Here is an 18,745-nt window from a genome sequence, read left to right as displayed (position 1 = left end):
TGTACGTTGACCGAAGTGATTGAGACCTATGACTGCAGACAACGCTCTGTACATCCCGCCTTACAAGGCTGACGACCAAGATGTCGTCATTGAACTGAATAACCGTTTTGGCGCCGAGGCTTTCACAGCCCAGCCGACTCGCACCGGCATGCCTGTGTTATGGGTAGAGCGCGCTCGCCTGTTTGAAATTCTGACGTTCCTGCGCAACGTGCCCAAGCCCTACTCCATGCTTTATGACCTGCATGGCGTGGACGAGCGTTTGCGCACCAATCGCCGGGGCTTGCCCGGCGCTGACTTCACGGTCTTCTACCATCTGCTGTCGATTGAAAGAAATAGCGATGTGATGATCAAGGTCGCGCTGTCGGAAAGCGACCTGAGCGTGCCGACCATCACCAGCATCTGGCCGAACGCCAACTGGTACGAGCGCGAAGTCTGGGACATGTTCGGTATCGACTTCCCGGGCCACCCGCACCTGAGCCGCATCATGATGCCGCCGACCTGGGAAGGTCACCCGCTGCGCAAGGACTTCCCTGCCCGCGCAACCGAATTCGACCCCTACAGCCTGACGCTCGCCAAACAGCAACTGGAAGAAGAAGCCGCGCGCTTCCGTCCAGAAGACTGGGGCATGAAGCGCTCCGGCCAGAACGAGGACTACATGTTCCTCAACCTTGGGCCGAACCACCCTTCTGCTCACGGCGCATTCCGAATCATTCTGCAGCTGGACGGCGAAGAAATCGTCGACTGCGTTCCAGACATCGGCTACCACCACCGTGGTGCCGAGAAAATGGCCGAACGTCAGTCCTGGCACAGCTTCATCCCGTATACCGACCGGATCGACTACCTCGGCGGGGTGATGAACAACCTGCCGTACGTACTTTCGGTCGAGAAGCTGGCGGGCATCAAGGTGCCGGAAAAAGTCGACGTCATTCGTATCATGATGGCCGAGTTCTTCCGTATCACCAGCCACTTGCTGTTCCTGGGCACCTATATTCAGGACGTGGGGGCCATGACGCCGGTGTTCTTCACCTTCACCGACCGCCAAAAAGCCTACACCGTGATCGAGGCCATCACCGGCTTCCGCCTGCATCCGGCCTGGTATCGCATCGGCGGGGTTGCTCACGACCTGCCACGCGGCTGGGAAAAGCTGGTCAAGGACTTCGTCGACTGGCTGCCAAAGCGCCTCGACGAATACACCAAGGCTGCGCTGCAGAACAGTATCCTCAAGGGTCGTACCGTCGGCGTTGCCGCCTATAACACCAAGGAAGCCCTCGAATGGGGCGTCACCGGTGCAGGCCTGCGCTCCACCGGCTGCGACTTCGACCTGCGCAAGGCTCGCCCATACTCCGGCTACGAGAACTTCGAGTTCGAAGTACCGCTGGCCGCGAACGGCGATGCCTATGATCGCTGCATGGTGCGTGTCGAAGAGATGCGTCAGAGCATCAAGATCATCGACCAGTGCATGCGCAACATGCCGGAAGGCCCGTACAAGGCGGATCACCCGCTGACCACGCCGCCACCGAAAGAGCGCACCCTGCAGCACATCGAAACCCTGATCACGCACTTCCTGCAGGTTTCGTGGGGCCCGGTCATGCCGGCCAACGAGTCCTTCCAGATGATCGAAGCGACCAAGGGTATCAACAGTTATTACCTGACGAGCGACGGCGGCACAATGAGCTACCGTACCCGGATCCGCACACCAAGTTTCCCGCATCTGCAGCAGATCCCTTCGGTGATCCAGGGCAGCATGGTCGCGGACTTGATCGCGTACCTGGGTAGTATCGATTTCGTTATGGCCGACGTGGACCGCTAAGCATGAATAGCCCGCTAATCCAGACTGACCGTTTCGCTCTGAGCGAAACCGAGCGCTCGGCCATCGAGCATGAGATGCATCACTACGAAGACCCGCGCGCGGCGTCCATCGAAGCCCTGAAAATCGTTCAAAAGGAACGTGGCTGGGTGCCGGACGGCGCCATCTATGCGATCGGCGATCTGCTGGGTATCCCGGCGAGCGACGTCGAAGGTGTTGCGACCTTCTACAGCCAGATATTCCGCCAGCCGGTCGGACGTCACATCATTCGTGTCTGCAACAGCATGGTGTGCTTCATCGGTGGTCACGAGAACGTGGTGGACGAAATCAAAACTTCGCTGGGTATCGGCCTTGGGCAAACTACTGCTGACGGCCGCTTCACCTTGCTGCCGGTATGCTGCCTCGGTAACTGCGACAAGGCCCCGGCCGTGATGGTCGATGACGACACTTTCGGCGATGTACAGCCTGCTGGCGTTGCCAAGATGCTGGAGGGTTACCTATGACCATCACTTCCTTCGGCCCAGCCAACCGCATTACGCGTACGGCTGAAACCCACCCGCTGACCTGGCGTCTGCGTGATGACGGCGAGCCGGTCTGGCTCGACGAATATCAGACCAAAGACGGCTATGCAGCGGCGCGCAAGGCGCTGACCCAGCAGGCGCCTGACGATATCGTTCAGTCGGTCAAGGACTCCGGCCTCAAAGGTCGCGGCGGTGCGGGCTTCCCGACTGGCGTGAAATGGGGCCTGATGCCCAAAGACGAATCCATGAACATCCGCTACCTGCTGTGCAATGCGGATGAAATGGAGCCCAACACCTGGAAAGACCGCATGCTGATGGAGCAATTGCCCCATCTGCTGATCGAGGGCATGCTGATCAGCGCACGCGCGCTCAAGGCCTATCGCGGCTACATCTTCCTGCGAGGCGAATATGTAACGGCTGCGAAGCACTTGAACCGTGCCGTGGCTGAAGCCAAGGCTGCCGGTCTGCTGGGCAAAAACATCCTGGGCACTGGTTTCGACTTCGAGCTGTTCGTGCATACCGGCGCCGGTCGTTATATCTGCGGTGAAGAAACCGCTCTGATCAACTCGCTCGAAGGCCGCCGTGCCAACCCGCGCTCCAAGCCACCCTTCCCCGCCGCCGTAGGCGTCTGGGGCAAGCCGACCTGCGTGAACAATGTCGAGACGCTGTGCAACGTGCCAGCCATCGTCAATAACGGCAACGACTGGTACAAGTCGCTTGCCCGCGAAGGCAGTGAAGACCACGGCACCAAGCTGATGGGCTTCTCCGGCAAGGTCAAGAACCCCGGTTTGTGGGAGTTGCCTTTCGGCGTGCAGGCTCGCGAACTGTTCGAAGACTATGCCGGTGGCATGCGCGACGGTTTCAAGCTCAAGTGCTGGCAGCCAGGCGGCGCGGGAACCGGCTTCCTGCTGCCAGAGCATCTGGATGCGCAGATGTACGCTGGCGGTATTGCCAAGGTCGGCACCCGAATGGGCACCGGACTGGCGATGGCTGTAGACGATTCGGTCAACATGGTGTCGCTGCTGCGCAACATGGAAGAGTTCTTTGCCCAGGAATCCTGTGGTTTCTGCACCCCTTGCCGTGACGGCCTGCCGTGGAGCGTGAAGATGCTTCGCGCCATCGAAATGGGCCAGGGTCAGCCGGGGGATATCGAAACCCTGCTGGGACTGGTCAATTTCCTTGGCCCTGGCAAGACGTTCTGCGCTCACGCACCAGGTGCCGTCGAGCCGCTTGGCAGTGCAATCAAGTACTTCCGCTCGGAGTTCGAAGCAGGCATAGCGCCCGCCAGCGCGTCCACACTTGTTCCGGGTAAAAGTCCGACTGTGGTCGGCGCATAACAAGACACAACGGTCGGCGGCTGTTCGGGCTGCCGTCCTCGTACCTGCTGACGCCTGCGGGCTGAACGATACGGGTACTACCGAGATTCCATTAGCCACGCCCGCTGACAACGGGCCAACGAAGACCTTTGAACCATGGCTACTATTCACGTAGACGGCAAAGCGCTCGAAGTCGATGGTGCAGACAACCTGTTACAGGCATGTCTGTCGCTGGGCCTCGACATCCCTTATTTCTGCTGGCACCCCGCCCTTGGCAGCGTTGGCGCCTGTCGCCAGTGCGCGGTCAAGCAGTACACCGACGAAAACGACACCCGTGGTCGTATCGTCATGTCCTGCATGACACCAGCCACCGACAACACCTGGATCTCCATCGAAGACGATGAATCCAAGGCCTTTCGGGCCAGTGTCGTCGAATGGCTGATGACCAACCATCCGCACGACTGCCCTGTCTGTGAGGAAGGCGGTCACTGCCACCTGCAGGACATGACGGTGATGACCGGCCATAACGAGCGCCGTTATCGCTTCACCAAACGCACCCACCAGAATCAGGAGCTGGGGCCGTTCATCGCGCATGAGATGAACCGCTGCATCGCCTGTTATCGTTGCGTGCGCTTCTATAAAGACTACGCTGGCGGCACCGACCTGGGCGTTTACGGCGCTCACGACAACGTGTACTTCGGCCGCGTCGAAGATGGCACGCTGGAAAGCGAGTTCTCCGGCAACCTCACCGAAGTCTGCCCGACCGGTGTGTTTACCGACAAGACTCACTCCGAGCGCTACAACCGCAAATGGGACATGCAGTTCTCGCCGAGCATCTGCCACGGCTGCTCCAGCGGTTGCAACATCAGCCCAGGCGAGCGTTACGGTGAGCTGCGCCGCATCGAAAACCGCTATAACGGTTCGGTCAACCAGTACTTCCTGTGTGACCGCGGTCGTTTTGGCTACGGCTATGTCAACCGCACAGACCGTCCACGTCAGCCATTACTGGCTGATGGTCAGGTCAAGCTGAGCCTGGATCAGGCACTGGACAAGGCCGCTGACCTGTTGCGCGGTCGCAATATTGTCGGCATCGGCTCGCCTCGTGCCAGTCTGGAAAGCAACTATGCCCTGCGCGAACTGGTCGGGGCCGAACACTTCTACAGTGGTATCGAAGCCGGCGAGCTGGAACGTGTACGCCTGATCCTCAAGGTGCTGAACGACAGCCCGCTGCCGATTCCTACCCTGCGAGACATCGAAGATCACGACGCCATTTTCGTCCTTGGCGAAGACCTGACCCAGACCGCAGCGCGCATGGCGCTGGGCCTGCGTCAGGCCGTCAAGGGCAAGGCCGAAGACATGGCCGCAGCGATGAAAGTCCAGCCGTGGCTCGATGCTGCTGTGAAGAACATCGGTCAGCATGAACTGAATCCGCTGTTCATCGCCAGCCTGGCTGAAACCCGACTCGACGACATTGCAGAAGAATGTGTCCACGCCGCACCGGATGACCTCGCACGCATCGGCTTCGCTGTTGCCCACGCACTAGACGCCAGCGCACCGGCCGTTGAAGGTCTGGACAGCGAAGCGCTGGAACTGGCGCAACGTATTGCCGACGCCCTCCTCGCGGCCAAGCGCCCGCTGATCATTTCCGGCAGTTCGCTGGGTTCGACAGCGTTGATCGAAGCAGCGGCAAACATTGCCAAGGCTCTGAAGCTACGCGACAAACAGGGCTCAATCAGCCTGATCGTGCCAGAAGCCAACAGCATGGGCCTGGCGATGTTCGGCGGTGAGTCTGTCGATGCTGCACTGCAGGCAGTGATTTCCGGTCAGGCCGACGCCATTGTGGTTCTGGAAAACGATCTGTATCGCCGTGTGGACGCCAAAATCGTCGACGCTGCGCTGAGCGCTGCGAAAGTGGTGATCGTTGCTGACCATCAGAAAACACCGACTGTTGATCGCGCACATCTGGTTCTGCCAGCAGCCAGCTTTGCCGAAGGCGATGGCACACTGGTCAGCCAGGAGGGCCGCGCTCAGCGCTTCTTCCAAGTGTTCGACCCGACCTATCTGGACCCTGCCATTCTGGTTCACGAAGGCTGGCGCTGGATGCATGCCCTGCGCGCGACCTTGCTGAACAAGCCGGTTGACTGGACTCAGCTTGATCACGTCACCGAAGCCTGTGCTGGCAGCTCTGCGCAACTCGCCGGTATCGTCAATGCTGCACCGTCTGCCTCGTTCCGCATCAAAGGCCTGAAGCTGGCTCGCGAACCGCTGCGCTACAGCGGTCGTACAGCGATGCGCGCGAACATCAGTGTGCATGAGCCTCGTACCTCGCAAGACATCGATACCGCCTTCTCCTTCTCCATGGAAGGCTACTCGGGTTCTGCTGAACCTCGTCAGCAGGTGCCATTCGCCTGGTCGCCGGGCTGGAACTCGCCGCAAGCCTGGAACAAGTTCCAGGACGAAGTTGGCGGTCATTTGCGCGCCGGCGACCCAGGCACCCGCCTGATCGAAAGCCATGGCGATGGTCTGTCGTGGTTCTCCGGTGTTCCACGCGCGTTTTCCCCGGAGCGCGGTACCTGGCAGGTCGTGCCGTTCTTCCACCTGTTCGGCAGCGACGAGACCTCGTCACTGGCTGCACCGGTTCAAGAGCGCATTCCCCAGCCATACGTGGCACTGGCCAAGTCCGAAGCCGATCGTCTGGGCGTCAACGAAGGTGCCCTGCTTTCGCTGAGCGTTGCAGGACAGTCGCTGACACTGCCGCTACGTATCAATGAAGAACTGGGCGCCGGCCTGGTGGCATTGCCGGCCGGTTTGCCAGGCATTCCACCAGCTATCTTCGGCAAATCCGTTGACGGTCTGCAGGAGGCAGCGCAATGACCTGGTTCACCCCTGATGTGATTGACGCGATACTTGCTGCGGTCAAGGCCATTGTCGTGCTGCTGGCCGTGGTGGTCTGCGGCGCGCTGCTGAGCTTTGTGGAACGTCGTCTGCTGGGTTGGTGGCAGGACCGCTACGGCCCGAACCGCGTTGGCCCGTTCGGCATGTTCCAGATCGCAGCCGACATGCTGAAGATGTTCTTCAAGGAAGACTGGACACCACCGTTCGCCGACAAGGTGATATTCACCTTGGCACCGGTCGTGGCCATGAGCGCCTTGTTGATCGCCTTCGCTGTGATTCCGATCACACCTAACTGGGGCGTGGCGGACCTGAACATCGGCCTGCTGTTCTTCTTCGCTATGGCCGGTCTGTCGGTGTATGCCGTCTTGTTTGCGGGCTGGTCGAGCAACAACAAGTTCGCCCTGTTGGGCAGCCTGCGTGCTTCGGCGCAAACTGTATCCTACGAAGTGTTCATGGGCCTGGCGCTGATGGGCATCGTGGTTCAGGTCGGCTCGTTCAACATGCGCGACATCGTCGAATATCAGGCGCAGAACCTGTGGTTCATCATTCCGCAGTTCTTCGGCTTCTGTACGTTCTTCATCGCAGGCGTTGCGGTCACTCACCGTCACCCGTTTGACCAGCCGGAAGCCGAGCAGGAACTGGCTGACGGCTACCACATTGAATATGCAGGCATGAAATGGGGCATGTTCTTCGTGGGTGAATACATCGGGATCATCCTGATCTCGGCGCTGCTGGTTACGCTGTTCTTCGGTGGCTGGCACGGTCCGTTCGATATCCTGCCATCGCTTGCGTTCTTCTGGTTCGCCTTGAAAACCGCGTTCTTCATCATGCTGTTCATTCTGCTGCGCGCTTCCATCCCGCGCCCGCGTTATGACCAGGTCATGGATTTCAGCTGGAAGTTCTGTCTGCCGCTGACCCTGATCAATTTGCTGGTGACTGCTGCGATCGTGTTGTTGAACACACCGGCAGGCTCGGTTCAGTGAGGATTTGACCCATGTTCAAATATATTGGTGACATCGTTAAGGGTACTGGTACCCAGTTGCGCAGCATGGTGATGGTGTTCGGTCACGGCTTCCGCAAACGCGACACCCTGCAATACCCAGAGGAGCAAGTGTATCTGCCGCCTCGCTACCGTGGCCGCATCGTGCTGACCCGCGACCCGGACGGAGAAGAACGCTGTGTGGCGTGCAACCTGTGCGCCGTGGCATGCCCGGTTGGTTGTATCTCGTTGCAGAAGGCAGAAACAGAGGACGGACGCTGGTACCCGGATTTTTTCCGCATCAACTTCTCACGCTGCATTTTCTGCGGCCTGTGTGAGGAAGCCTGCCCTACCACCGCAATCCAGCTCACGCCGGACTTCGAGATGGCCGACTTCAAACGTCAGGATCTGGTGTACGAGAAAGAAGATCTGCTGATCTCCGGTCCCGGCAAGAACCCCGACTACAACTTCTATCGCGTTGCCGGTATGGCGATCGGCGGCAAGCCCAAGGGCTCCGCACAGAATGAAGCCGAGCCGATCAACGTCAAGAGCTTGCTGCCTTAAGGAAGTAAAGATGGAATTCGCTTTCTATTTCGCATCCGGTATCGCTGTTGTGTCCACCCTGCGGGTGATCACCAACACGAATCCGGTGCATGCCCTGCTCTACCTGATCATCTCGCTGATCGCTGTTGCGATGACATTTTTCAGCCTTGGCGCGCCGTTTGCCGGGGTACTGGAAGTTATCGCCTATGCGGGCGCGATCATGGTTCTGTTTGTGTTTGTGGTGATGATGCTGAACCTGGGTCCGGCTTCGGTTCAGCAGGAACGAGCCTGGCTCAAACCCGGCATCTGGATAGGCCCGGTGATTCTCGGCACGCTGTTGCTTGCCGAGTTGCTGTACGTCCTCTTCGCCAACCAGACCGGTGCTGCCATCGGTCACACCACGGTCGACGCCAAAGCGGTCGGCATCAGCCTGTTCGGGCCCTATCTGCTGGTGGTGGAACTCGCCTCGATGCTGCTGCTTGCCGCAGCCATCACGGCATTCCATCTGGGCCGCAACGAGGCCAAGGAGCCAAGCCAATGAATGCTATTCCTCTTGAGCACGGTCTGGCGGTCGCCGGGGTCCTGTTCTGCCTGGGTCTGGTCGGCCTGATGGTGCGCCGTAACATTCTCTTCGTGTTGATGAGCCTGGAAATCATGATGAACGCTTCTGCTCTGGCGTTTGTAGTTGCCGGCAGCCGCTGGGCGCAACCGGATGGACAGGTCATGTTCATTCTGGTGATCAGCCTTGCGGCAGCCGAGGCCAGTATTGGCCTGGCGATCCTGATGCAACTGTATCGCCGCTTCCACACTCTCGATATCGATGCTGCCAGCGAGATGCGCGGATGAACCTTCTCTTTCTGACTTTCGTATTTCCCCTCATCGGCTTTCTGCTGCTGTCGTTCTCTCGAGGACGCATCTCGGAAAATCTCGCAGCGCTGATCGGCGTGGGTTCCATTGGCCTGTCGGCTGTCGTGACGGCCTGGATCATCTGGCAGTTCAATGTCGCACCACCAGAAGGCGGTCACTACACCCAGGTGCTGTGGCGCTGGATGGACGTCGATGGCTTCCAGCCCAACTTCGCGCTGTATCTGGACGGTCTCTCCGTCACGATGCTCGGTGTCGTGGTGGGCGTCGGTTTCCTGATCCACCTGTTTGCGTCCTGGTACATGCGCGGCGAGGCCGGTTACTCGCGCTTCTTCGCTTACACCAACCTGTTCATTGCCAGCATGCTGTTCCTGATTCTGGGCGATAACCTGCTGTTCATTTACTTTGGCTGGGAGGGTGTAGGCCTGTGCAGCTACCTGTTGATCGGTTTCTACTACAGCAACCGCAACAACGGCAACGCAGCACTCAAGGCCTTCATCGTCACCCGTATCGGCGACGTGTTCATGGCCATCGGCATGTTCATCCTGTTCCAGCAGTTGGGTACGCTCAATGTGCAGGAGCTGCTGATCAAGGCGCCTGAGCACTTCAAGGTTGGCGATTTCTGGATCGTGCTGGCGACGCTGATGCTGCTCGGCGGTGCCGTCGGTAAATCCGCGCAGCTGCCACTGCAGACCTGGCTGGCAGACGCAATGGCCGGCCCTACTCCGGTTTCTGCATTGATCCACGCGGCCACAATGGTAACGGCAGGTGTCTACCTGATCGCGCGGACTCATGGCCTGTTTGCACTGGCACCCGACATCCTGCATCTGGTAGGTCTGGTCGGTGGCGTCACGCTGGTACTGGCCGGTTTTGCAGCACTCGTGCAGACCGACATCAAACGCATTCTCGCCTACTCGACCATGAGCCAGATCGGCTACATGTTTCTGGCGTTGGGTGTAGGTGCCTGGGAAGGCGCGATCTTCCATCTTATGACTCACGCCTTCTTCAAGGCGCTGCTGTTCCTTGCGTCGGGTGCGGTCATCGTTGCCTGCCACCATGAACAGAACATCTTCAAGATGGGCGGCCTGTGGAAGAAACTGCCTCTGGCCTATGCCAGCTTCATCGTCGGCGGTGCTGCGTTGTCTGCCTTGCCGCTGTTGACTGCCGGTTTCTACTCCAAGGACGAAATCCTCTGGGAAGCGTTCGCCAGCGGTAACAATGGTCTGCTGTATGCCGGTCTGGTCGGCGCGTTCATGACCTCGCTGTACACCTTCCGCCTGATCTTCATCGCGTTTCATGGTGAGGCCAAGACTGAAGCGCACGCAGGTCACGGCATTGCTCACTGGTTGCCACTGTGGGTGCTGATTGTACTGTCGACATTCGTCGGCGCGATGATCACCCCGCCGCTGGCCGGTGTTCTGCCGCAAAGCGTCGGGCATGCCGGTGGCGAAGCCAAGCACAGCCTGGAAATCGCCTCGGGGGCCATTGCCCTGGCCGGTATCCTGCTGGCAGCGTTGCTGTTTCTCGGCAAGCGTCGCCTGGCAACGGCTATCGCCAACAGCGGTCCGGGTCGCTTCCTCTCGGCCTGGTGGTTCGCCGCCTGGGGCTTCGACTGGATCTACGACAAGCTGTTCGTCAAACCTTATCTGGCGATCAGCCATGTGCTGCGTAGCGATCCATTCGACCGCACCATCGGCTTGATCCCACGTCTGGTCAAAGGCGGTCATGACACCATGAGCCGTACCGAGACCGGCCAGTTGCGTTGGTATGCTGCCTCGATCGCCGTAGGTGCCGTTCTGGTACTCGGTGCCGTCGTTCTGGTTGCGGTCTGACATGAACCTTGCGAATTTGCGAAAGGAATTGAGCCCGTCATGATTCTGCCTTGGCTAATCCTGATCCCCTTTATCGGCGGCCTGCTGTGCTGGCTGGGTGAGCGCTTCGGCTCTACCCTGCCGCGCTGGATCGCGCTACTGACAATGACCCTCGAACTGGTTCTCGGCCTCTGGCTGTGGGCAACCGGCAACTTCGGCTACGCGCCGGTGCCTGGTGCCGATCCGACCTGGACCCTGGAATTCCACCACCCGTGGATCACCCGCTTCGGCATCGACGTGCATCTGGCACTCGACGGCCTTTCGCTGCTGATGATTCTGTTGACCGGCCTGCTCGGCGTTCTGTCGGTGCTGTGCTCGTGGAAGGAAATCCAGCGCAAGGTGGGTTTCTTCCACCTTAACCTGATGTGGATTCTGGGTGGTGTCGTCGGCGTGTTCCTGGCCATCGACCTGTTCATGTTCTTCTTCTTCTGGGAAATGATGCTGGTGCCGATGTATTTCCTCATCGCACTGTGGGGCCATAGCTCATCGGACGGCAAGAAGACCCGGATCTACGCAGCGACCAAGTTCTTCATCTTCACCCAGGCCAGCGGTCTGATCATGCTGGTGGCGATCCTTGGTCTGGTGCTGGTGCATTTCAACCAGACCGGCGTGATCACCTTTGCCTACGCCGACCTGTTGAAGACCAAGCTGGCGCCAGGTACCGAGTACATCCTGATGCTGGGCTTCTTCATCGCTTTCGCGGTGAAGCTGCCGGTGGTGCCACTGCACTCTTGGCTGCCGGATGCACATGCTCAGGCACCGACTGCCGGTTCCGTCGACCTTGCCGGTATCCTGCTGAAAACCGCTGCCTACGGCCTGCTGCGCTTCGCCCTGCCACTGTTCCCCAATGCATCGGCCGAATTCGCGCCGATTGCGATGGGCCTGGGTCTGGTCGGTATCTTCTACGGCGCATTCCTGGCTTTCGCCCAGACCGATATCAAGCGTCTCATCGCGTTTTCCAGTGTGTCGCACATGGGCTTCGTGCTGATCGGTATCTACTCGGGCAGCCAGCAGGCGTTGCAAGGCGTGCTGATACAGATGATTGCGCATGGTCTGTCAGCTGCTGCCCTGTTCATTCTCAGTGGCCAGTTGTACGAACGTATGCACACTCGGGATATGCGAGAAATGGGTGGCCTGTGGTCACGCATCGCTTACATACCGGCGATCAGTCTGTTCTTCGCGGCTGCCTCTCTGGGTCTGCCCGGCACTGGTAACTTTGTCGGTGAGTTCCTGATCCTGCTGGGCAGTTTCGCCAGTTCGCCATGGATCACGGCAATTGCCACTTCCGGACTGGTGTTTGGTTCTGTCTACTCGCTGATCATGATCCACCGCGCCTACTTCGGCCCGTCGAAATCCGACGCGGTTCTGAAAGGCATGGACGGACGGGAAATGATCATGGTGCTGGGCCTTGCCGTGTTGCTGATCGTGCTCGGGGTTTTCCCGCAGCCGTTCCTCGATACCTCGGCAGCGACCATGCACGGCGTGCAGCAATGGCTAGGCACTGCCTTCACTCAACTCGCTTCGGCCCGGTAAGAGCGCTATGGACCTGACGATTCAACACTTTATTGCGCTTGCGCCACTGCTGATCACCAGCCTCACCGTTGTAGTGGTGATGTTGGCGATTGCATGGCGCCGCAATCACTCACAAACGTTCCTGCTGTCGGTAGCAGGCCTCAACCTGGCGCTGCTGTCGATTTACCCGGCACTGAAAGTTGCCCCGCTGGTGGTGACACCACTGCTGCACATCGACAACTTTGCCTGTCTGTATATGGCGATCATCCTCGCCTCTACTCTGGCTTGCGTAACGATGGCGCACGCTTATCTGGGCGACGGCAAGGCAGGCTATCCGGGCAACCGCGAAGAACTTTACCTGCTGATCCTGCTGGCAGCTGCCGGCGGCCTGGTGCTGGTCAGTGCTCAGCATCTGGCTGGCCTGTTCATCGGCCTGGAGCTGCTGTCGGTGCCGGTCTATGGCCTGGTGGCTTATGCCTTCTTCAACAAGCGCTCGCTGGAAGGCGGCATCAAGTACATGGTGCTATCGGCAGCCGGGTCGGCTTTCCTGCTGTTCGGCATGGCGTTGTTATACGCAGAAGCGGGTTCTCTGAGCTTTGAAGGCATCGGCAAGGCTATTGCAGCTACAGGCATGCCCAGCCCGATCGCCAGCCTGGGTCTGGGCATGATGGTTGTGGGGCTTGCCTTCAAACTGTCACTGGTACCTTTCCACCTGTGGACCCCGGACGTTTACGAAGGCGCACCCGCCCCTGTCGCTGCGTTTCTGGCCACAGCGAGCAAGGTCGCCGTGTTCGCAGTGCTGGTGCGTCTGTTCCAGATTTCCCCGGCTGCGAGCAGCGGCGTGCTGCATGACGTACTGGCAGTGATTGCAGTAGCGTCCATTCTGGTCGGTAACCTGCTGGCATTGACTCAGACCAACCTCAAGCGTCTGCTGGGCTACTCGTCCATCGCACACTTCGGTTACCTGATGATCGCGCTGGTAGCCAGCAAAGGTATGGCAGTCGAAGCCATTGGCGTCTATCTGGCGACCTACGTCCTGACATCGCTGGGCAGCTTCGGTGTGATCACCATGATGTCCTCGCCTTACAGCGGGCGTGATGCCGATGCGATGTTCGAATACCGTGGTCTGTTCTGGCGTCGTCCTTACCTGACGGCAGTCATGACCCTGATGATGCTGTCGCTGGCCGGCATCCCGCTCACTGCCGGTTTCATCGGCAAGTTCTACATCATGGCAACCGGCGTCGAGTCGCAACTGTGGTGGCTGGTCGGGGCGCTGGTAATCGGTAGCGCTATCGGTCTGTTCTACTACCTGCGCGTGATGGTGACCATGTATCTGGTCGACAACAAGATGCCGCGTCACGACGCTGCAATCAACTGGGCACAGCGCACAGGTGGCGTAATGCTGCTGGCTGTGGCGATCCTGACGTTTGCACTGGGTGTTTACCCGCAACCGCTGCTGGACCTGGTGGTCAATGCCGGCTTGCACGTCGCAGGCTGATCATCCGCAAACAAAAAACCCTGCTAGAGCAGGGTTTTTTTTGCCTCCGAGAATTAGCCCGGCAGCTTTACCGTCTTTTTGGCTCCGCTGAACAGTCCCCAGCTGGAGATGAATAGCGCAGCGATCAGAGGCCCTATCACAAAGCCATTCAGACCAAAGACCGACATGCCGCCCAGAGTGGAAATCAGGATCAGGTAGTCCGGCATCTTGGTGTCTTTGCCAACCAGAACCGGGCGCAACACGTTGTCCACCAGTCCGATGACGAATACACCGAACAACCCCAGAATCACGCCTTGCCAGATCATGCCGCTGAGCAGGAAGTAGACAGCTACTGGAGCCCAGACAATTCCCGCGCCGACTGCCGGCAAAAGCGACAGAAAGGCCATGATCACGGCCCAGAGCAATGCGCTTGGAATATCCAGCGCCCAGAAGATGAAGCCTCCCAGCATGCCCTGTGTCACCGCGACCACCACGTTGCCTTTCACTGTGGCACGTACCACTCGGGTGAATTTGAGCTGCAAACGACGCTTCTGTTGTTCGCCCAGCGGGAAGGCAGTGCGTATCTTGCGTACCAGTTCCTGCCCGTCGCGCAGAAAGAAATACAACAGATAAAGCATGATGAAGACGCTCACCACGAAATCGAACGTGCCCTGCCCGAAGCTGAAAGCCTGGGTTGCAAGATACTGACTGCCCTGCATCGCACCTTTGGTGATCTTGTCGCGCAGCCCTTCAAGATCGCCCATGCCCAGACGGTCGAGCAATGCCTGAATCGAGTGTGGCAGCAGGTCCTTGAATTCGGCCAGATAGCCAGCAATATCCAGCTGTCCGGTTTCGACGTTTTTGTACAGTGTGGTGCCTTCCTGAACCAGCAAGGCGCTGATGACGATCACCGGAAGAATCGCAATCACCAGACAGATCGTCAGGGTACACAGGGAGGTGAGATTGCGTGACCAGTTGAACTTGATCTGCAACCTGCGCTGTACTGGCGCAAAAATGATTCCGAGAATAACCGCCCAGAACACCGCGCCATAAAACGGCAGCAGAATCCAGATGAAGGCAATGCTCACCAGCACCAATAGCAGAATAAGGGTTTTGTATTGCAACGTGGTTTCGTTCATGTCCTGTCCATGTCAGTAAACCGCGCCTTGCGCGCGGTCTAGAGCTTAGTCAGCACATGAACGTACGAGTGCCATCTCATGCAGGCAATATGATCGCAAGGCAACAACCTCCAACAAGGTTTTATGCTGCGGCCCGACCAGTCAAGGTGGGCTGCTCAGGGTGCCGTGCGCTCAGGCAGTTCGATACGTACGCGAAGCCCCCCGGCAGGGCTCTCCAGCAACTGCAGCTGACCGCACCACGCTTCAACGATGTCGCGCACGATGCCCAGCCCCAGCCCGTGACCCGTGATCTGCTCGTCCAGACGAGCCCCACGACTGAATACCTCTGCACGCTGAGATTCGGGAATGCCGGGCCCGTCGTCGTCGATCAACAGGCAGAAGCCATGATTCTGACGCAAGATGCCTAATCGTACTTCGCTGTCGGCCCACTTGCAGGCGTTGTCCAGCAGATTGCCCAGCAGCTCCAGAATATCCTCCCGATCCCAGGGCAGGTACATGCCTGGCTCGACGTCATTGAGCAACTGCAGGTGAGCACCGTGGATCATCCCCAGGGTAGAAAACAACCCGGGCAACTCTGCATCACAATCAAAACGAGCACCCGGCAGCGCATCGCCGGAAAGGCGTGCTCGATTGAGCTCACGCTCAAGACGCAGACGGATGTTTTCCAGTTGCTCCTGGAGCGTCTTGCGCAACGCAGGATTGGCATCGAGCTCACCGCTCAAGGCGAGGCTGAGGAGAACGGCAAGCGGCGTCTTCAGAGCGTGCCCCAGATTCCCCAACGCGTTGCGTGAACGCTTCAGACTGTCCTCGGTGTGCGCAAGCAGGTGGTTGATCTGGGCGACCAGAGGCTCGAGCTCAAGAGGTACCTGATTATCCAGCTGGGAACGCTGGCCCTGCTGGAGCTGGGATATCTGCTCTCGAACGGTTTCCAGCGGACGCAGTGCCCTTCGCACGGTAATGCGCTGCAGTACAAGCACAAGAATCAGCGCTGCGAGCCCGAGCCCTAGCCCGATCTGCTGCATGAGGCGAAAGCTTGCCCTTACCGGGGTGTAGTCCTGCGCGACAGTGATGGAAATCTGCTGGCCGAACTTGCGATATTCGCTGGTCAGCATCAACAGTGACTGTCCAGTTTTGCCTAGCTCAAGATTGGCATGCAGACCCACACCAGGTTGAGGAAGCTCGAAATCCCACAATGACCGGGATCGCCAGTGCCCTTGCGGCAGGTCCATACGAAAGTAATGGCCGGACAAAGGACGCTGATAGGCCCCTGATAAGCGATGATCGTCGAGTTGCAGTCCGGCGGGGCCGCGAACCAACGCTACCAGAAGGTTCTCGCTTTGGTTACGCAGGCCCGATTCCAGGTAACGTTGCAGACCCACTTCAAACAGCCAGAGACTGGTCTGCGCCATCACCAGACCAACGACCACCATGACAGCGATCAGGCCGAGGCTCAAACGTCGCTGTATGGACTTCAACCTCCGGCTCCGCCGTAAAGGTAGCCTTGCCCGCGACGTGTCTCTATGACCGCACGACCCAGCTTGCGCCTCAGATGATTGACGTGGACTTCGATGACATTCGAGTCACGCTCGTTTTCACCGTCATACAAATGCTCGGACAGATGGCTTTTGGAGAGAATCTGCCCAGGGTGAAGCATGAAATAGCGTAAAAGGCGAAACTCTGCGGACGTAAGCTGGATATCAACACCATCGCGGCTGACGCATTGCCGACCTTCATCCAGATTAAGACCTGCGGATTCAAGCGTTGGCTGGTTGGCCAGACCATGCGAGCGACGCAACAGGGCCTGAATACGCAGTTGCAGCTCTTCAGGATGAAAAGGCTTGGTCAGGTAATCGTCGGCACCGGCCTTCAATCCTTCTATTCGCTCTGACCAAGAGCCCCGCGCCGTCAGGATCAGTACCGGAGTCGCCAGACCTTTGCCACGCCATTGCTGTAATACCTCAAGCCCCGACATCCCAGGCAAACCCAGATCCAGAACTATGAGGTCGTACGGCTCACTGGCCCCCTGATACACCGCATCACGTCCGTCAGCCAGCCAATCGACTGCGTAACCTTGCCTGCCCAAGGCAGCAAGCAGCTCGTCGGCGAGGGGAACATGGTCTTCAACCAGTAGCAGGCGCATCAATCATCCTCGTCTTTCAGTAACTGACTGCTGTCGCGTGCATCGAACTTGAGCTCTCGCACAACACCCTGCGGAGTCAGCAGCTCGAACTCGTAAACGTACCTATTGTTTTTCTCTTCAAGCTCGGCTTCCAGCAAACGCGAACCGGGGTGCAGCCCCATCGCTCGTTCGATGAACTGTTCAAGCGGCAGAATCACTCCGCGCTGACGCAAACTGAGCGCTTCATCCTGATTCAAATCTCTGGCAAGCGCTAAGGAGCAGATCAGGCTCAAACCAAGGATGGCACAGAGATGCTTGTCGACATTCATTAGTTGTCCTGATGATTCCGGTAGACCTGGCCTGTGGCGGCGTCTATTTCGAGGTCCCACTCAATATCCTGCGCATCGCGCAGCTCGACATTGTAAACGTACCTGCCGTAGATGTTCTTGATCTGAGTGCCAATAATGCTCGCGCCTGGGTGCTTGCTTAAGGCCTTGGCATCAAGCTTTTCGCTTGACTGGAGCGTGCCCGCATCACTGAGACGCAGCACCTCAAGCGGATCAACACCTTGCGCCTGACTGGCCGAAGAAACCAGAGCAAGAGTGATAAGCGACGCAAGGTTCGTCAGCGTTTTCATTATTAATGGGAGTCCATAGCCGTCGATGCTTTTATGGTGCTCACCTTAACTGGCGCAACTTAACTCAAGCTGAATAGATCTGGCCGAGTGCCATCACTTTTTAAGGCGTCGTCATTTTTTTGGTTGCATGGAGTTTCGGACCATTGCTGTTAAACTTGCCGCCTGCATTTATCGCGTCTGCGATCGCCATTTTTCGGGGCCAATACACAGTGGAAATCTTCAAAGAGTTTACGTTTGAGTCAGCACATCTCCTCCCCAACGTTCCTGAGGGGCATAAATGCGGACGTCTGCACGGTCATTCATTTCGAGTCGGTATTCACCTGGCCGGCAAGGTAGACCCGCATACTGGCTGGATTCGAGATTTCTCCGAAATCAAAGCCATCTTCAAGCCGCTTTACGAGCGCCTTGACCACCATTATCTGAATGACATTCCAGGCTTGGAAAACCCGACCAGCGAAAATCTTGCGAAGTGGATCTGGGATGAATTGAAACCGTTGCTACCTGAGCTTTCGGCCATCCGCATTCACGAGACCTGCACCAGTGGCTGTGAGTATCGCGGAGATTGATCTGCACCAAACGTAAAAACCACCTTGCCGGTGGTTTTTTTATGCCTGCAATTAGAGCACGGGCACTACCAGGATTTTCCCACTGAGCTTCATACATACAAAGTCAAAGGCTGGCGCGGAGTGAAATTTGACGAACGCCATAAAAACAAAAACCCTCAACGCGTGAGCGATGAGGGTTTCTGGAATTCAATCTTGACGATGACCTACTCTCACATGGGGAAACCCCACACTACCATCGGCGATACATCGTTTCACTGCTGAGTTCGGGATGGGATCAGGTGGTTCCAATGCTCTATGGTCGTCAAGAAATTCGGGTACCGAGTCGTGCCATGCGGCGCGCTTCAGCAAATCGGGTATGTGACAGTCAGTTATTCAGGTGTCGCTCGTGACGCAAACTTTCGGTTCGTGTCATCTTCACAGTCACCGCAATCTGGTCATTCGACGCAAATTGCTTGGGTGTTATATGGTCAAGCCTCACAGGCAATTAGTATTGGTTAGC

17 protein-coding genes and 1 rRNA gene are annotated in these 18,745 nt (G+C 58.1%); 12 read left to right on the top strand and 6 right to left on the bottom strand.

Features of this window, described 5'->3' with window-relative positions:
- Nucleotides 1-28 precede the first annotated feature (28 nt).
- The 11 genes from nuoC (at nucleotide 29) to nuoN (ending at nucleotide 13,806) form a co-directional block, all read left to right on the top strand.
- Nucleotides 29-1,810 carry an NADH-quinone oxidoreductase subunit C/D gene (gene nuoC / locus ALO43_RS06675; protein WP_024670038.1) on the top strand — a complete coding sequence of 594 codons (1,782 nt, stop codon included), beginning with the start codon at nucleotides 29-31 and terminating at the stop codon, nucleotides 1,808-1,810.
- A 2-nt stretch (nucleotides 1,811-1,812) separates the two neighbouring features.
- The gene (gene nuoE / locus ALO43_RS06670; protein ID WP_024689666.1) at nucleotides 1,813-2,310 is read left to right on the top strand and encodes an NADH-quinone oxidoreductase subunit NuoE; all 498 of its coding nucleotides are present in this window, start codon (nucleotides 1,813-1,815) and stop codon (nucleotides 2,308-2,310) included.
- A complete protein-coding gene (gene nuoF / locus ALO43_RS06665) occupies nucleotides 2,307-3,665 on the top strand; it encodes an NADH-quinone oxidoreductase subunit NuoF (protein ID WP_024689667.1) in 1,359 nt (452 codons plus the stop codon). Before nuoE ends, nuoF begins: the two co-directional genes overlap by 4 nt.
- A 135-nt stretch (nucleotides 3,666-3,800) precedes the next feature.
- Nucleotides 3,801-6,518 (top strand): NADH-quinone oxidoreductase subunit NuoG, encoded by a 2,718-nt coding sequence (gene nuoG / locus ALO43_RS06660; RefSeq protein ID WP_054997279.1) that lies wholly within the window; start codon nucleotides 3,801-3,803, stop codon nucleotides 6,516-6,518.
- Entirely contained in the window at nucleotides 6,515-7,522 is a 1,008-nt protein-coding gene (gene nuoH, locus ALO43_RS06655; protein WP_005892648.1) for an NADH-quinone oxidoreductase subunit NuoH, read from the top strand. The genes nuoG and nuoH overlap by 4 nt, the downstream gene beginning before the upstream one ends.
- A gap of 11 nt (nucleotides 7,523-7,533) precedes the next feature.
- Complete coding sequence (nuoI, locus tag ALO43_RS06650; RefSeq protein ID WP_005892647.1) at nucleotides 7,534-8,082, top strand: NADH-quinone oxidoreductase subunit NuoI; 549 nt, start codon at nucleotides 7,534-7,536, stop codon at nucleotides 8,080-8,082.
- 10 nt (nucleotides 8,083-8,092) lie between these two features.
- Entirely contained in the window at nucleotides 8,093-8,602 is a 510-nt protein-coding gene (nuoJ, locus tag ALO43_RS06645) for an NADH-quinone oxidoreductase subunit J (protein WP_005892646.1), read from the top strand.
- A complete protein-coding gene (gene nuoK, locus ALO43_RS06640) occupies nucleotides 8,599-8,907 on the top strand; it encodes an NADH-quinone oxidoreductase subunit NuoK (protein ID WP_002554020.1) in 309 nt (102 codons plus the stop codon). The genes nuoJ and nuoK overlap by 4 nt, the downstream gene beginning before the upstream one ends.
- Entirely contained in the window at nucleotides 8,904-10,757 is a 1,854-nt protein-coding gene (gene nuoL / locus ALO43_RS06635) for an NADH-quinone oxidoreductase subunit L (protein ID WP_054997278.1), read from the top strand. Before nuoK ends, nuoL begins: the two co-directional genes overlap by 4 nt.
- Before the next feature lie 39 nt (nucleotides 10,758-10,796).
- A complete protein-coding gene (nuoM, locus tag ALO43_RS06630) occupies nucleotides 10,797-12,329 on the top strand; it encodes an NADH-quinone oxidoreductase subunit M (RefSeq protein ID WP_053479595.1) in 1,533 nt (510 codons plus the stop codon).
- A gap of 7 nt (nucleotides 12,330-12,336) precedes the next feature.
- Entirely contained in the window at nucleotides 12,337-13,806 is a 1,470-nt protein-coding gene (gene nuoN, locus ALO43_RS06625; protein WP_024670043.1) for an NADH-quinone oxidoreductase subunit NuoN, read from the top strand.
- A 53-nt stretch (nucleotides 13,807-13,859) separates the two neighbouring features.
- Here nuoN and ALO43_RS06620 read toward each other — a convergent pair whose 3' ends face one another.
- The 5 genes from ALO43_RS06620 to ALO43_RS06600 all read right to left on the bottom strand — a co-directional run bounded on the left by ALO43_RS06620 (nucleotide 13,860) and on the right by ALO43_RS06600 (nucleotide 17,680).
- On the bottom strand, nucleotides 13,860-14,924 hold the full coding sequence (locus tag ALO43_RS06620) for an AI-2E family transporter (protein ID WP_005886656.1): 1,065 nt from the start codon (nucleotides 14,922-14,924) through the stop codon (nucleotides 13,860-13,862).
- Nucleotides 14,925-15,079: 155 nt separating this feature from the next.
- A complete protein-coding gene (locus ALO43_RS06615) occupies nucleotides 15,080-16,399 on the bottom strand; it encodes an ATP-binding protein (protein ID WP_024689670.1) in 1,320 nt (439 codons plus the stop codon).
- Complete coding sequence (locus tag ALO43_RS06610; protein WP_005886652.1) at nucleotides 16,396-17,064, bottom strand: response regulator transcription factor; 669 nt, start codon at nucleotides 17,062-17,064, stop codon at nucleotides 16,396-16,398. Before ALO43_RS06610 ends, ALO43_RS06615 begins: the two co-directional genes overlap by 4 nt.
- Nucleotides 17,064-17,372, bottom strand: a complete 309-nt coding sequence (locus ALO43_RS06605; protein ID WP_005886650.1) for a PepSY domain-containing protein — start codon at nucleotides 17,370-17,372, stop codon at nucleotides 17,064-17,066. The genes ALO43_RS06610 and ALO43_RS06605 overlap by 1 nt, the downstream gene beginning before the upstream one ends.
- Nucleotides 17,372-17,680, bottom strand: coding sequence for a PepSY domain-containing protein (locus ALO43_RS06600; RefSeq protein ID WP_005886648.1), 309 nt, complete (start codon nucleotides 17,678-17,680; stop codon nucleotides 17,372-17,374). Before ALO43_RS06600 ends, ALO43_RS06605 begins: the two co-directional genes overlap by 1 nt.
- Nucleotides 17,681-17,889: 209 nt before the next feature.
- On the opposite strand from ALO43_RS06600, the gene queD reads away from it, so the two are divergent.
- The gene (gene queD, locus ALO43_RS06595) at nucleotides 17,890-18,246 is read left to right on the top strand and encodes a 6-carboxytetrahydropterin synthase QueD (RefSeq protein WP_005886646.1); all 357 of its coding nucleotides are present in this window, start codon (nucleotides 17,890-17,892) and stop codon (nucleotides 18,244-18,246) included.
- Between the two features lie 190 nt (nucleotides 18,247-18,436).
- Here queD and rrf read toward each other — a convergent pair.
- Nucleotides 18,437-18,552 (bottom strand): 5S ribosomal RNA (rrf, locus tag ALO43_RS06590).
- Between the last annotated feature and the right edge of the window lie 193 nt (nucleotides 18,553-18,745).

This window comes from Pseudomonas tremae (assembly GCF_001401155.1).
Classification (GTDB): Bacteria; Pseudomonadota; Gammaproteobacteria; order Pseudomonadales; family Pseudomonadaceae; genus Aquipseudomonas; species Aquipseudomonas tremae.
Note: the sequence above shows the minus strand (reverse complement) of the source record. Positions and strands in the feature narration are given on the sequence as shown.

Excerpts from the sequence above, each read along its gene's own strand:
- ALO43_RS06600 (WP_005886648.1), bottom strand. The coding sequence starts at position 17,680 with ATGAAAACGCTGACGAACCTTGCGTCGCTTATCACTCTTGCTCTGGTT.
- nuoN (WP_024670043.1), top strand. The coding sequence starts at position 12,337 with ATGGACCTGACGATTCAACACTTTATTGCGCTTGCGCCACTGCTGATC.
- nuoC (WP_024670038.1), top strand. The coding sequence starts at position 29 with ATGACTGCAGACAACGCTCTGTACATCCCGCCTTACAAGGCTGACGAC.
- nuoM (WP_053479595.1), top strand. The coding sequence starts at position 10,797 with ATGATTCTGCCTTGGCTAATCCTGATCCCCTTTATCGGCGGCCTGCTG.
- ALO43_RS06620 (WP_005886656.1), bottom strand. The coding sequence starts at position 14,924 with ATGAACGAAACCACGTTGCAATACAAAACCCTTATTCTGCTATTGGTG.
- ALO43_RS06605 (WP_005886650.1), bottom strand. The coding sequence starts at position 17,372 with ATGAATGTCGACAAGCATCTCTGTGCCATCCTTGGTTTGAGCCTGATC.
- nuoH (WP_005892648.1), top strand. The coding sequence starts at position 6,515 with ATGACCTGGTTCACCCCTGATGTGATTGACGCGATACTTGCTGCGGTC.
- nuoK (WP_002554020.1), top strand. The coding sequence starts at position 8,599 with ATGAATGCTATTCCTCTTGAGCACGGTCTGGCGGTCGCCGGGGTCCTG.
- ALO43_RS06610 (WP_005886652.1), bottom strand. The coding sequence starts at position 17,064 with ATGCGCCTGCTACTGGTTGAAGACCATGTTCCCCTCGCCGACGAGCTG.
- nuoJ (WP_005892646.1), top strand. The coding sequence starts at position 8,093 with ATGGAATTCGCTTTCTATTTCGCATCCGGTATCGCTGTTGTGTCCACC.
- nuoI (WP_005892647.1), top strand. The coding sequence starts at position 7,534 with ATGTTCAAATATATTGGTGACATCGTTAAGGGTACTGGTACCCAGTTG.
- nuoL (WP_054997278.1), top strand. The coding sequence starts at position 8,904 with ATGAACCTTCTCTTTCTGACTTTCGTATTTCCCCTCATCGGCTTTCTG.
- nuoF (WP_024689667.1), top strand. The coding sequence starts at position 2,307 with ATGACCATCACTTCCTTCGGCCCAGCCAACCGCATTACGCGTACGGCT.
- nuoG (WP_054997279.1), top strand. The coding sequence starts at position 3,801 with ATGGCTACTATTCACGTAGACGGCAAAGCGCTCGAAGTCGATGGTGCA.
- nuoE (WP_024689666.1), top strand. The coding sequence starts at position 1,813 with ATGAATAGCCCGCTAATCCAGACTGACCGTTTCGCTCTGAGCGAAACC.